Consider the following 12,999-nt stretch of genomic DNA (forward strand, 5'->3'; position numbering starts at 1 on the left):
CATGCTTGAGCGCTATCAGCAGCATATTCGGCCGGCTCACTGTATCCAGGAGGCGGTTGGACGCACCATGCAACACGCTATTGGGACATAGCCTTTTTTTTGCGCAAAGGATTGCTCAATCGCGTACACGGTAGAGCGCTCAGCCAGCCGATTCGAACGCAGGGCGTTATACTCGCGCGCCGCCCTCTTCCATCGATCCCACACCTCCATGCAGAAAGTCCTGGTTATTGGTTACGTCTGGCCCGAGCCCCGTTCTTCGGCTGCCGGCAGCCGCATGATCGAGCTGCTCGAACTGTTCCGCGCCCAGAACTGGCAGGTCAGCTTCGCCTGCGCCGCGGCGCTGTCGGAGCACCGGGCCGACCTGCGCGAGTTGGGTGTGCCGGAAGTGGCTATCGCGCTGAATTGCGACAGCTTCGATGCCTACGTCGCCGAGTTGCAGCCGGATCTGGTGCTGTTCGACCGCTTCTTCACCGAAGAACAATTCGCCTGGCGGGTCGAGCGCGCCTGCCCGACGGCGCTGCGGGTGCTCGACACCAGCGACCTGCACAGCCTGCGCGAGGCCCGTCAGCAGTTGTTGAAAAGCGCGCAGCAGGCGTGCGCCAGCGAAGCGGAAAAACACCAGTTAACCGCGGTGCAGGCCAGTCCAGAGCAGCTGTTCGCGGCTATGGCCGCCAGTGACAGCGCGCAGCGCGAGATCGCCGCGATCTACCGCAGCGACCTGACGCTGATGATTTCCGAGTTCGAGATGCAACTGTTGCAGGAACAGTTCGGCGTACCCGCCGCGCTGCTGCACCACTGCGCGCTGATGCTGATTCCGCCAAGCACGGCTTGCCTGGAGTTCGAGCAACGCGCGCACTTCATCAGCATCGGCAACTTCCGCCATGCGCCTAACTGGGATGCGGTGCTGTGGTTGAAACATGCGCTGTGGCCGCTGATTCGTCAGCGCCTGCCGCAGGCCCAGCTGCATGTCTACGGCGCCTACCCGCCGCCCAAGGCCACTGCGCTGCACAACGCCAAGCAAGGCTTTCATGTGCTCGGCTGGGTCGACGATGCACACCGGGTGATGAGCCAGGCGCGGGTCTGCCTGGCGCCGCTGCGCTTTGGCGCGGGGATCAAAGGCAAGCTGGCCGATGCCATGGCCTGCGGCACGCCGAGCGTGACCACGGCGATCGGCAGCGAGGGCATGTGCGGCGAGCTGCCCTGGGCCGGCGCTGTGGTCGAAGACCTCGCCGATCTGGCCGACGCGGCAGTAAAGCTGTACCAGGACCGCGAACTCTGGCTGCAGGCGCAGCAACGCGGCGCGGCGATATTGGCACAGCGTTTCCAGCGCGGCGCACTTGGCGAGGCTTTGATCGCGCGGTTGCAGCGGCTCGCTGCAGAGCGGGAGGCGCATCGCCAGCAGAATTTCGTCGGCGCCATGCTGCGACACCACCAGCACAAGAGCACGCAGTACATGTCGCAATGGATCGCCGCGAAGAACCAGGTCACTCGGACCTGATTTCCGGCTGTTAGTGGCACGCCGGTTTTCTTGCGGGTGGCTGTTGAGCTGCTGTGCTGGGTTTCGCTGCGCTCTACGCCAGCCTACGGCTGGGGGCAGTGCTATCGGCGGAATTTTGCCGATAGCCGGGTCCGATATGGCGAGACTCCGCCAGCTCATGCGAACTGGATCACACCCATTTCTCTGCTATGCAAGGGCTCGGCCGTCTTCCGGGTCTTGGCATAGGCATTGCGATACAGAGCGGGTGCTGCCCTGAACCTGCACGCGAGCCGATAGTCGCGGATGGCACATTGGCACAGCCAAGTCACAGCCAGGGATCACGGTGCGGCGAGCGCTCGCACCGTTCGCAAATACCGATAACAAGAAAGGACACCCGCATGTTCAAGTCGATGTTCGCCATGGCCGCCTGCGCCCTGGCCCTAGCTGCTGCCAGCGCCAACGGAGCCCAGGACCAGGGGCCGATCCTGATCAAGTTTGCCCATGTGGTCGCCGATAACACGCCCAAGGGCCAGGGCGCCCTGTTGTTCAAACGCCTGGTCGCAGAACGCCTGGCCGGCAAGGTCAAGGTCGAGGTGTATGCCAACTCCTCGCTGTATGGCGACGCCGACGAGCTGGAGGCACTGCGCAATGACCAGGTGCAGCTGCTGGCGCCCTCCCTGGCCAAGTTCGGTCAGTACACCAAGCAGTTACAGGTATTCGACCTGCCATTTCTGTTCGATGACCTGGACGCGGTCAACCGCTTCCAGAAACGCGCCAAAGGTCGCCAACTGCTGCGTTCGATGGAAGCGCAGGACATCGTCGGCCTGGCCTATTGGCACAACGGCATGAAACAACTGTCGGCGAGCAAGACCCTGTTGATGCCCACCGATGCCGCGGGTTTGAGCTTTCGTATCCAGCCTTCGCAGGTGCTCGAGGCGCAGTTCCAACAGCTCGGCGCCAAACCGTTGGTGCTGCCGTTCGCCGAGGTGTTCAACGCCCTGCAGAAGGGCCAGGTGCAAGGTGCGGAGAACCCTTGGTCGAATATCTACAGCAAGAGATTGCACAGCGTGCAGCCCTATATCACCGAGACCAACCACGGCGTACTCGACTACATGCTGGTGAGCAATCCGCGCTTCTGGTATCGCATCCCCCACAGCATTCGAGTCGAGCTGGAAGGAATCATCGACGAGGTCACCTATGCGGTCAATCGTCAGGCCGAGGCTGACAATCTGGCCGACCGGCAGCGCATCGAAGCCTCCGGCGTCAGCCAGGTGTTGAGCCTCAACGCAGAGCAGCGCGAGGCCTGGCGCAGCGCCATGCGTCCGGTATGGCAACGTTTCGAGACCGAGATCGGCGCCGATGTGATGAAAGCCGCACAGACCGTCAATCGCAAACAGCGCAAGTGATCGGGCCCTGCGCTCAAGCGCTTGGTTGTAGGCCTATAGGGCACCAGGTGCCGCGCCGCACGCCGCGCCTGCCAACCGTCGAGCCTTACCCGGCTGGTTGGCAGGCCCAGGCACTCGGCTCCTGCGTGACTTCGCCTAGGCGGCGGCTTCGATCGCCTGCATGAATTGCTCCGCCGGTAACGGATGCCCCAGCAGAAAGCCTTGCAGTGAGTTGCAGCCCAGATCGGTCAGGAAGACTTGCTGCTGACGCGTTTCCACGCCCTCGGCGACGATCCGCAGGTTCAACGCCTGGCCGAGGGCGACGATCGCGGTAATGATCGCGGCGTCATCGCCATCGTGGACCAGGTCACGCACGAAGCCCCGGTCTATTTTCAGCTCGTTGGCCGGCAAGCGCTTGAGGTAGAGCAGGCTCGAATAGCCGGTGCCAAAGTCGTCGATGGACAAGTCGACGCCCATTTCCGCCAGCTGCTTGAGCACCTGCAGGCTGGCGTCGGCATCGCTCATGGCCGTGGTCTCGGTGATTTCCAGGGTCAGGCAATTGGCCGGCAGCTGATGTTGCGCCAGGGCGTTGGCGACACTCTCGACCAATCCGGCATGACAGAACTGCAAGGCCGAGAGATTGACCGCCACCCGCCAGTCACGAAATCCCTGCTCATACCATTGGCGCATCTGCCGGCAGGCTTGATGCAGGACCCAGTCGCCGATGGCGATGATCAACCCGGTTTTCTCGGCCAGAGCGATAAACTCGCTGGGCGGCACCAGTCCACGTTCGGGGTGCTGCCAACGCAACAGGGCTTCGGCGCCGACCGGACGGCCGTTAACGGCGTCGAACTTGGGTTGGTAATGCAGGCAAAACTCTTCGCGTTCCAAACCCAGGCGCAGGTCGTTGAGCAACTGCAGTTGATTGCGTGCATTGGTATTCATCGATGCTTCGAAGAAGCTGTAACCGTTTTTGCCAGCGCCTTTGGCGTGATACATGGCGGCGTCGGCATTCATCAGCAGTTCCTGCTGGTTCGCCCCATCGCCTGGGTACAAGGCGATGCCGACGCTGGTCGACACGCGCAGCTCGTGCTCGCCGACCTGAAAGGGTTGGCTAAGCAGATTGACGATCTGCTCGGCGACATTCACCGCATCGTTCGGCTCGCGCAATTCGGCCAGCAGCACGAACTCATCACCGCCAACCCGTGCCAGGGTGTCCTGGGCGCGCAAACGCTCGCGCAAACGCAGGCCAACCTCGTGCAGCAACTGATCACCGATGTGGTGACCGTAAGCGTCATTGACCGGCTTGAAGCCATCCAGATCCATGAACATCAGCGCAAAGTGGCCACCACTGCGCGCCATCTTGTGGATGCTCTGCTGGATGCGGTCTTCCAACAACAGACGATTGGGCAGTTTGGTCAGGCTGTCATGCAGCGCCAGTTCAGTCAGCTCCTGATTGGCCTCGGCCAGTGAGCAGCTCAACGCGGCGGTGCGTTGTTCGAGACGCGCGTCGAGCACCGAGGTCAGCAAGGCAATCGTCAGTACGGCCAAGGTCACGACAATAATCAAGCTGGCCAGCCAGGCGCTGTCCAGACCGCTATTGGCGGCGGCGCAAAAGCTGTCGAGTGGAAAGTTCGCCGCGGCCATGCCGGTGTAGTGCATGCCGACAATGGCCAGCCCCATGATCACGGCCGCGCCGGCGCGCAGAAGGCGTATATAGGGCGAGTGCTGGCGCAAGCGAAAGGCGATCCACAGGGCCGCCGCCGAAGCCGCCACGGCGATCGACAACGACAGGCCAAACAGCAGCGGGTCGTACTCGATACCCGGTTGCAGCAACAAGGCGTGCATGCCGAGGTAATGCATGGTGCTGATCCCGGCGCCCATCGCCAGTGCGCCAAGCAGCCAGTGCCACAGGGGCATCTGCGCCTGGCTGACCAGCCACAGGGCAAAGCCCGAGGCGAGCATGGCTACCGCCAGGGACAGCAGGGTAATGCTCAGGTCATAGCCCAAGGGGATGGGCAGGCTGAACGCCAGCATGCCGATAAAGTGCATCGACCAGATTCCGATCCCCATCGACACCGCGCCACCGCAGATCCACAGCGGTACGGCTGGGCCCGTGGCGGTGCTGACACGTCCGGCCAGGTCGAGCGCGGTATAGGACGCCAGAATAGCCACAGCCAGGGAAATCAGTACCAGGACGAGGTCGTAGCTAGCGGTCAGCATTGCAAGTCTCTACAGCGCTCTGATGAGCAAATGGGCGCCCTTTGCAGGCGCCCGGCATTCTAACGATTACTCATCGCCATCACCACGCCAGCGCGGCAGCCACTCGTCCGCTGCACAACGGTGCGAGCAGGTCGCCCTGCTGCGGTCGCGTTTGGCGCTGGACGACGATTAGCGTTAAGCCTGAGTAGGATTGCCCGATATGAGCCTGAGGCTCTGGCTGATCGGTTGCGCGCTCGACTAAGCTGAATAAGAGTCTGCTGAATCGTCTCAACATTCAGCCAGTACCTCCCCGCTGCGCTAGAGGACAACCGGCGCGGCTGGTTCGACAGTGCTGCGTTGCGCCGGCCTACGGAGCATCCCCTCCCGAAGGAGTCCTGCCATGAACCCAGAGTATCCCCTGCTGTTTGCCTTGCGCGGCAACCAGGACTATGCCGCCCGCGTGGCGCAGCGACTCGGTTGCCAACTGGCTGCGCATGAGGAACATGTGTTCGAGGATGGCGAGCACAAGAGCCGCGCGCTGGAACCGCTCAACGGTCGTCAGGCGGTTGTCTTTCACGGGCTCTACGACGACACCGAGTACAGCGTCCACGACAAGCTCTGTCGCCTGATGTTCTTCTGCGCCGCGCTGAAGGATGCCGGAGCCCGCCGCGTGCAGGTGATCGCCCCCTACCTGTGCTATGCGCGCAAGGAACGCCGCACCGAGTTCCAGGACCCGATCATCAGCCGCTACGTCGCCACCCTGCTCGAAGCCAGCGGGGTCGACCGGCTGCTGAGCCTGGAGGTGCATAACGTGGCCGCCTTCGACAATGCCTTCCGCATTGCCACCCAGCACCTGCACAGCGCCGAGCTGTTCGCCGAGCACTTTGCCGGTTTGATCGGCGACGCCGAGGTGGTGGCGGTCTCCCCCGACACCGGCGGGGCCAAGCGCGCCGAGCAATTTCGCCAGGCCCTCGAACGCCGTCTGGGACGACCCGTGAGTGGCGCCATCGTGGAAAAGTACCGCAACAACGAAGTGCTCAGTGGCACGCGGTTGAGCGGCGAGGTGCAGGGTAAGACCGCGATCATCTTCGACGACATGATCAGTACCGGCGCCACCCTGCTGCACGCCGGTCACGCCTGCCAGGCCGCCGGCGCCACGCGAGTCTTCGCCGCAGCGGCACATGGCCTGTTCACCGGTGGCAGCGAACTGCTCGACAGCCCACTGTTCGAACGCCTGGCGATCTGCGACAGCGTGCCGCCGTTTCGTCTCGATCCCAGTCTGGCGGCACAACGCCTGGACATCCTCGATACCACCGCGCTGGTGGCGGCGCTGTTAGCCGAGGAATACGGCTTGGTGGCCAGCGAGAGCCGACCATGACCAGCGCCCGGCTCGAGTAGCTGCCGGCGGGAGCACGAGGCAAGCATGCACAGCGCCAGCTACACGGTGTTTCTCGGCGGCGACCTGATGACGGCCCGCGGTGTCGATCAGATCCTGCCGTTTCCGGGCAATCCGCGCCTCTACGAAGCGTGGGTCAAGGATGCCGACGACTATGTGCGCCTGGCCGAGCGGCGCAACGGACCGATCTCGCGACCGGTGGATTTTTCCTATATCTGGGGCGTGGCACTGCCGGCATTGGAGCGCCGCCACGTGGCACTGCGTCTGGTCAATCTGGAGACCGCCGTGACCCGGCGCGGCCAGCCGCAGCCGAAGGGCATCAACTACCGGATGAATCCGGCCAACCTGCCCCTGCTCGAAGCAGCCGGCATCGACTGCTGCGTGCTGGCCAACAACCATGTACTGGACTGGGGCGAACAGGGTTTGATCGATACCCTGCACAGCCTGGACAACCTGGGTCTACAACACGCCGGCGCCGGGCTAAACCTGACAGCTGCCGAAGCCCCGGCGGTGCTGCCCCTGGCCAATGACCGACGCCTGCTGCTGTTCGCCTGGGCCACCCCGGATTGCGGGGTGCCGCCAGATTGGGCGGCCAGCGAGCGACAAGCGGGCGTCGCGCGCCTGGACGATCTCACGGCGCACAGCCTGCAGCGGGTCTCAGCGTGCATCGCCGCGGCGAAACACTCCGGCGATGTGGCTGTCGTTTCCCTGCACTGGGGCGGCAACTGGGGCTTCGCCGTCGCGCCGGAGCAGGTGCGCTTCGCCCACGGTTTGATCGACCAGGCCGGGGTGGATGTGCTGTACGGCCATTCCTCGCACCACATCAAGGCGCTCGAGGTGTACCGCCAGCGTCTGATTCTCTACGGTTGCGGCGATCTGCTCGACGATTACGAAGGCATCGACAGCCACGCACGCTATCGCGCCGACCTGGGGCTGTTGTATTTCGCCGAGCTGGCCGCCGACGGCCGCCTGTTGGCCCTGGAGATGCTGCCCACCCAGCAGCGGCGGTTGAGCATCCAGCCTGCCGAAGGATCAGACCGGCAATGGCTGCACGACAGCCTGCTGCGCCAGTGCGCCGCTTTTGGCTGCAGCCTGCGACCTGGCAGCGGCGGGAGCTTCAGCCTGGTTTGGCCGAGTGAATAGAATCAAGAGCAGAGCTTGGGTATCGCGCTGCTGCGTCAGAATGCGCAGTGCTGGCGGCGATTACCGCGAAGCGCCCAGGTAACGCTCGAACCAGTCGCCAGCTTCCCGAGCCACCTCCTCCAAGGTTCCGGGCTCTGCGAACAGGTGGCTCGCCCCGGGTATCACCGCCAGCCGCTGGGTACAGCGCAGTTGTTCGCTGGTCTGACGATTCAGTTGCAGCACCAGGGAGTCCTCGCCGCCGACTATCAACAGCGTCGGCGCCAGCACCTCGCTCAGCGCGGCACCGGCGAGGTCGCTACGGCCGCCGCGACTGACCAGCGCCTGCACCCGCTGGTTACGTTGCGCCGCTGCAATCAACGCCGCGGCGGCGCCGGTGCTGGCGCCGAACAAACCGAGGCGCAGGTGCCGCAAGTCGCTGTCGGCGGCGAGCCAGTCAATCACCCCGAGCAGGCGCCTGCTCAGCAGCGGAATGTCGAAGCGTAGCGCTCGGCTGACCTGGTCCAGGCGTTGTTCCACCTCGGTCAACAGGTCGAACAGCAAGGTGGCCAGCCCGCGTCCGTTGAAATACAGCGCCACCTGCCGATTGCGTGGGCTGAGCCGGCTGCTGCCACTGCCATGCACGAACACCACCAACCCCGTCGCGGTTTCGGGCAGCAGCAAGTCGGCAGCCAACTGCACATCGCTCAGGGTCAGGTTCAATAAGCGTCGGACGGGCGTTTGCATGGACGGGTGTCTCCGGCGCATCAGCTGACTGATTCGCAGGGGCGCTGCCAGGCACGCTGCAACAGGTCGAGCACTTCACGGTCCGAGGTCTGGTCGAAATCCAGGTACCAGCGACCGATCGCCATCAGCATCTCGGGCATCAACGGGCAGACCACTTCGTCGACCTGATTGCGCAGCAGTTGCACGCTGTCAGGCGCCGCCACCGGCACCGCGACCACGATGCTTGCCGGACGCTGCTGACGTGCCGCGCGGATCGCCGCCTGCATGGTGGCGCCGGTGGCCACGCCATCGTCGACCAGGATCACCTGCTGGTCACACAGCACCGGCGCCGGCCGTTCGCCGCGATAAGCGCGATCACGGCGCTGCAGCTCCTCGGTTTCCCGCGCGGCCACCGCATCGATGCTGGCCTGGTCGATGCGTGCGTAGTGCAGCACGTCGTGGTTGATCACCCGCACCCCGCCACTGGCGATGGCGCCCATGGCCAGCTCCGCATGGCCGGGGACGCCGAGCTTGCGTACCAGCATCAGATCCAGGCGCACGTCCAAGGCACTGGCGATCTGGTAAGCCACAGGTACCCCACCGCGTGGCAGGGCCAGTACGATCACGTCGGGGCATTGTCGATACGCCAGCAGTAGCTGCGCCAGGCATTCGCCCGCGGCCGCCCTGTCGCGAATGGGAATATGCAGAGGAGCATCTGGAGTCATAGCACTACCCCTTGCTCGCGCGCTGGCCCGAGAGGCGCGCGGCCTATCAGGGTCAATAGTCGGGCGCCGCTACAGCGGCGGCAACCGCTGGTTTATATCGCTTTCCTCTAACCAGCCGGCCCATCCGAATATTGCAACGTCGCCCCTATATTTACTCCGGCTGCAGCGTCTGCCAACCGCCGCCCAAGGCGGCGATCAGCTGCACCAGAAGGTCCTGCACCAGAACTCGGGGTTGAGGCATGCGGCCTTGGTCAGGATCTCGCATCCGGTCTCGGTGTTGAGCCGGATCAGTGAAGTATTGCCAATGGCCGATAAAACCCTGGTACAGCTTCATGCTGCCCTATCAGCCTGCCTTATCCCTTGCTGTATCGGCCGGCGTGCCGGCTGGCCGATAGCCCTGCTGGTCCAGCAGTTGCTGACGCAAGCGCCGGTTTTCCTGCACCAGATGACACTGGGCAAAACCGTCGCGCAACTGGCTGCGCAGGTCATCGGCATCCCAAGGGGTGCTGATGAATCGGTAGATCACACCCTCGTTGACGGCCTTGAGGATGAGGCCAATCTCGCTGGCGTCGCTCAACACCATGCGAATGATCTCTGGGTAGATGCTCCTGACCCGGCGTAGGAACTCCACTCCATCCATATCGGCCAGACGCGGCTGGCTCAACACCACGCCCACCGGATGAGTTGCCAGCAGGGCCAACGCCTCGGCGCTGTTGCTGGCCGTCAGGGTGCGGTATTTCTCCAGGCGCAGCTCGCGTAGCAGCGTATCGAGGTTGCTCTGCTCATCATCGACCAGCAACAGGTAGTGCTCCTGCTCGTCAACCATGATCGCCGGCAGCTCCAACTCGGCGCCCTCGTCGAGGAACTGCAGGCATGCCTGGGGTGGTAGCGGCGGAGAGTAATAGTAGCCCTGCAACTCGTCGCAACCCGCAGCCCGCAGAAAACCGAGCTGCTCGGCGGTTTCCACCCCTTCGGCAATCACCTTGATGCCCATGTTGTGGCCGATCGAGATCATCGAGCGCACCAGCGAGGCACTGTCCGGGTCTAAGTGCACATCGGTGACGAAGCTGCGGTCGATCTTCAACTCGCTGAAGGGAAAGCGCTTTAAATAGCCCAGAGAGGAATAGCCGGTACCGAAATCGTCGATCGAGAAGCGGATGCCCAGGCCGATCAACTCGCGCATCTTGACCAGCACTTCCTCGGCATTGGTCATCAGCATGGTCTCGGTCACCTCCAGCTTGAAGCGGAACGGCGCCACCCCCTGCTGGCTGAGGATCTGCTGGATGCGCGAGACGAAATCGGCGGCCATGAAACTGACGGCCGAGAAGTTCACCGCGACGCTCACCCCCAGCAGACTGCTCTCCCAGACCCGCATTTGCCGGCAAACGGCATCGAACACATAGAGATCGATGGCAACGATCTGGCCGGTTTCCTCGGCCAGCGGGATGAACTCGTCGGGCATCACCTGCTTGCCCTGATGGTTCCAGCGCACCAGGGCCTCGAAGCCGCACAGGCGACCGGTGTGCAGGTCCAGTTGCGGTTGATAAACCACCCTGTACTCATCGTGCTGCAGGGCATAACGGATATCGCGCTCTAGCATCAGGCGCCGCTGCATCTGCTCGTTCATCTGCGGCATGAACGCGCAGATGCGGTTGCGACCCTGATGCTTGGCCTGGTACATGGCGGTATCGGCGTTGCGCAACAGGGTACCGAGGTCGCGTCCGTCATCGGGGAAGCAACAGAAGCCAATGCTGCAACTGACCACCACTTCCTGGCCGTCGAGCAGCATGGGCTCGGCGACGCACTGCTGAAAACGCCCCAGGCCGTCGATGCGCCTGGTGAGCTGGCCACCATCGGCCAACAGAATGACGAACTCGTCGCCCCCCAAACGTGCCACTGTGTCGAATTCCCGCGCGCAGCCGCGCAGGCGCTCGGCCACCTGCACCAGCAGCTGGTCGCCGGCGCTGTGGCCCAGGCTGTCGTTGACCACCTTGAAATGGTCGATGTCCATGAATACCAGGTCGAACTGACCCTGATTGCGGCTGGCGAAGGCGATGGCCTGGTGGATGCGATCGTTGAGCAGGTTGCGGTTGGGCAGCCCGGTCAGGCTGTCGTGGTTGGCCTGGTGCTCCAGTTCCTCCTGGTAGCGCTTGGCCTCGGTGATGTCGTTGAGGATGCCGACGAAGTGGCTGACCCGGCCGCGATCGTTCACCACGGGGGCGAGGCGCAGCTCGTTCCAGAAGGCCGAGCCATCCTTGCGGTAGTTACGCAGCACGGCTCTACCCTCCTCCTCGGCTTGCAGCGCCCGACGGACGCTGGCCAGCTCCGGCTGCTCGGTCTCCTCTCCCTGCAAGAGCCGGCAGTTGCGCCCCAGCACCTCCTCGCTGCGGTAGCCGGTGATGCGCTCGAAGGCCGGATTGACGTAGACGATCGGCTGGTCGTCGAGCTGATTGTCGGTGATCACGATGGCGTTGACGCAGGCTTCCATCGCCCGCGTGCGGATACGGATCTCCAGGTCACGCTGACGCTGCTCGCTGATGTCCTGGATCACCGCTATGGCGCCCTGGAGCACGCCATGTTGGTCGTGGAACGGCACAGCGGAATTGAGAATGGTCTTGTGGCTGTCATCGAAGGCCTGGATATCGATCACCTCGTTGCGCAGCACCTGGCCATTGCGCACGGCCCTGACCAGCGGCCAGTCCTCGGCCTGCAGCGACTCGCCGCGTTCCGCCCAGACGCCGTGATGGCGAGCATAGTCGTCCAGGTCCGCGGGTTGCGGCCCGGCCCAAATCAGCCCGTTCTCGGCGTTGCTGAGGATCAGCCGGCCCTCGCTGTCGGCGACAGAGACACCGACTGGCAGGTTGTCGAGAATCTTGCGCAGCAAGGCCTCGTTCTGCGCCAGCGCCCCAGTACGTTGTTCCACCAGTTGCTCGAGGCTCTCGAACAGACGCACCCGGCCCAGGGCCATGGCGAACTGGCGGCCGATCGAGGCCAGGGCGTTGAGCGCATCCACCGGCCAGCTCTGCGCCTGAGTGCGCACCACATTGAGCATGCCGATGGTTTCGCCGCCAAGCAGCAAGGGGATGCTCGCGTGGCTGCCTTCCCCCATCTGTTGCAGGGCCGGGCAAGCAGCGATATTGCACGGCGCGCTCAGCTGGTCGTGGAGCCAGGCGTGCCGACATGGGCAGTTCAGCGAACAACTCGTCAAGCGCCCCAGGTCGTAATCGCCGTCACGCCCGCGGGAACCCGCTACCCGCAGCGAGCCACCCGGTTCGGCGGTATCGGCCAGCAGCAACCAGGTGCCCACGGCATTGGGGAACTCGAGGATGCGCCCCAGGGCCGTATCGATCACATGACGCTCGCTGCTGGCATCGCTCAGACCACTGGTGAAGTGAAACAGGCAGTTCAGCAGCGAGTTGCTGCGGGTCAGCTCGTCGTGTTTGGCCAGCAGTTCGTGGTTGAGCCGTACGCCTTGCTCGTAAGTGGAGATCAACAGGTCGAGAATTTGCTGACGGCCGGCGGTGATGAAGTGCCGCTCACCCTCCAGTACCACCTCCACGCCCATTTGCACCCGCTCGTTGCTGCGCAGTTCGAGATTGACCAAGAAATAGCGGATGCGCGACATCAGGTATTTCTCGTCATAGGGCTTGACGATGAAATTGTCGGCGCCGCAGGCCAGGCCATGCACCACATCCCGCGCATCGGCCAGGCTAGTCACCAGAATCACCGGGATGCCCTTGGTGCGCGGGTCGCCCTTGAGCTGGCGACAGAGTTCATAGCCATCCATCTGCGGCATGACGATATCGCTGATGACTATGGTCGGCAAATATCCGGCCAGAAACTCCAGCGCCTCCACGCCGTTGCGCGCGACTTGTACCTGGCAACCGGCGGACTCCAGCAGGAACTGCAGTTCAGTGGCCTGGGTCGGACTGTCCTCGACTATCAAAATTTCCGCGTTGTCGAACATGG

At 63.6% G+C, this 12,999-nt stretch carries 9 protein-coding genes; 4 read left to right on the top strand and 5 right to left on the bottom strand.

Going from position 1 to position 12,999, the window contains the following annotated elements; translation table 11 throughout:
* Positions 1 to 208: 208 nt before the first annotated feature.
* Together FBY03_RS19055 and FBY03_RS19060 are read left to right on the top strand one after the other, a co-directional pair.
* On the top strand, positions 209 to 1,498 hold the full coding sequence (locus FBY03_RS19055; RefSeq protein ID WP_147173929.1) for a glycosyltransferase: 1,290 nt from the start codon (positions 209 to 211) through the stop codon (positions 1,496 to 1,498).
* Positions 1,499 to 1,875: 377 nt separating this feature from the next.
* Positions 1,876 to 2,883 (top strand): DctP family TRAP transporter solute-binding subunit, encoded by a 1,008-nt coding sequence (locus FBY03_RS19060; protein WP_147173930.1) that lies wholly within the window; start codon positions 1,876 to 1,878, stop codon positions 2,881 to 2,883.
* Between the two features lie 135 nt (positions 2,884 to 3,018).
* Here the strand turns inward: FBY03_RS19060 and FBY03_RS19065 are convergent, their stop codons facing one another.
* Positions 3,019 to 5,085, bottom strand: coding sequence for a bifunctional diguanylate cyclase/phosphodiesterase (locus FBY03_RS19065; RefSeq protein ID WP_147173931.1), 2,067 nt, complete (start codon positions 5,083 to 5,085; stop codon positions 3,019 to 3,021).
* Between the two features lie 379 nt (positions 5,086 to 5,464).
* On the opposite strand from FBY03_RS19065, the gene FBY03_RS19070 reads away from it, so the two are divergent.
* Together FBY03_RS19070 and FBY03_RS19075 are read left to right on the top strand one after the other, a co-directional pair.
* A complete protein-coding gene (locus FBY03_RS19070) occupies positions 5,465 to 6,442 on the top strand; it encodes a ribose-phosphate pyrophosphokinase (protein WP_147173932.1) in 978 nt (325 codons plus the stop codon).
* Positions 6,443 to 6,487: 45 nt separating this feature from the next.
* Positions 6,488 to 7,603 carry a CapA family protein gene (locus FBY03_RS19075; protein ID WP_147173933.1) on the top strand — a complete coding sequence of 372 codons (1,116 nt, stop codon included), beginning with the start codon at positions 6,488 to 6,490 and terminating at the stop codon, positions 7,601 to 7,603.
* A 60-nt stretch (positions 7,604 to 7,663) separates the two neighbouring features.
* Here the strand turns inward: FBY03_RS19075 and FBY03_RS19080 are convergent, their stop codons facing one another.
* The 4 genes from FBY03_RS19080 to FBY03_RS19095 form a co-directional block, all read right to left on the bottom strand.
* Positions 7,664 to 8,326, bottom strand: a complete 663-nt coding sequence (locus FBY03_RS19080) for a dienelactone hydrolase family protein (RefSeq protein ID WP_147173934.1) — start codon at positions 8,324 to 8,326, stop codon at positions 7,664 to 7,666.
* 20 nt (positions 8,327 to 8,346) lie between these two features.
* Positions 8,347 to 9,030, bottom strand: coding sequence for a phosphoribosyltransferase (locus FBY03_RS19085; RefSeq protein WP_147173935.1), 684 nt, complete (start codon positions 9,028 to 9,030; stop codon positions 8,347 to 8,349).
* 151 nt (positions 9,031 to 9,181) lie between these two features.
* Positions 9,182 to 9,364 carry a hypothetical protein gene (locus FBY03_RS19090; protein ID WP_147173936.1) on the bottom strand — a complete coding sequence of 61 codons (183 nt, stop codon included), beginning with the start codon at positions 9,362 to 9,364 and terminating at the stop codon, positions 9,182 to 9,184.
* A gap of 9 nt (positions 9,365 to 9,373) precedes the next feature.
* Entirely contained in the window at positions 9,374 to 12,997 is a 3,624-nt protein-coding gene (locus FBY03_RS19095; RefSeq protein WP_147173937.1) for an EAL domain-containing protein, read from the bottom strand.
* Positions 12,998 to 12,999 lie beyond the last annotated feature (2 nt).

This window comes from Pseudomonas sp. SJZ079, assembly GCF_007993865.1.
Lineage (GTDB): Bacteria > Pseudomonadota > Gammaproteobacteria > Pseudomonadales > Pseudomonadaceae > Aquipseudomonas.

What these genes read in the sequence shown, in the direction of transcription:
- FBY03_RS19060 (WP_147173930.1), top strand. Translation starts at nt 1,876, where the DNA reads ATGTTCAAGTCGATGTTCGCCATGGCCGCCTGCGCCCTGGCCCTAGCT.
- FBY03_RS19065 (WP_147173931.1), bottom strand. Translation starts at nt 5,085, where the DNA reads ATGCTGACCGCTAGCTACGACCTCGTCCTGGTACTGATTTCCCTGGCT.
- FBY03_RS19095 (WP_147173937.1), bottom strand. Translation starts at nt 12,997, where the DNA reads ATGTTCGACAACGCGGAAATTTTGATAGTCGAGGACAGTCCGACCCAG.
- FBY03_RS19070 (WP_147173932.1), top strand. Translation starts at nt 5,465, where the DNA reads ATGAACCCAGAGTATCCCCTGCTGTTTGCCTTGCGCGGCAACCAGGAC.
- FBY03_RS19055 (WP_147173929.1), top strand. Translation starts at nt 209, where the DNA reads ATGCAGAAAGTCCTGGTTATTGGTTACGTCTGGCCCGAGCCCCGTTCT.
- FBY03_RS19075 (WP_147173933.1), top strand. Translation starts at nt 6,488, where the DNA reads ATGCACAGCGCCAGCTACACGGTGTTTCTCGGCGGCGACCTGATGACG.
- FBY03_RS19080 (WP_147173934.1), bottom strand. Translation starts at nt 8,326, where the DNA reads ATGCAAACGCCCGTCCGACGCTTATTGAACCTGACCCTGAGCGATGTG.
- FBY03_RS19085 (WP_147173935.1), bottom strand. Translation starts at nt 9,030, where the DNA reads ATGACTCCAGATGCTCCTCTGCATATTCCCATTCGCGACAGGGCGGCC.
- FBY03_RS19090 (WP_147173936.1), bottom strand. Translation starts at nt 9,364, where the DNA reads ATGAAGCTGTACCAGGGTTTTATCGGCCATTGGCAATACTTCACTGAT.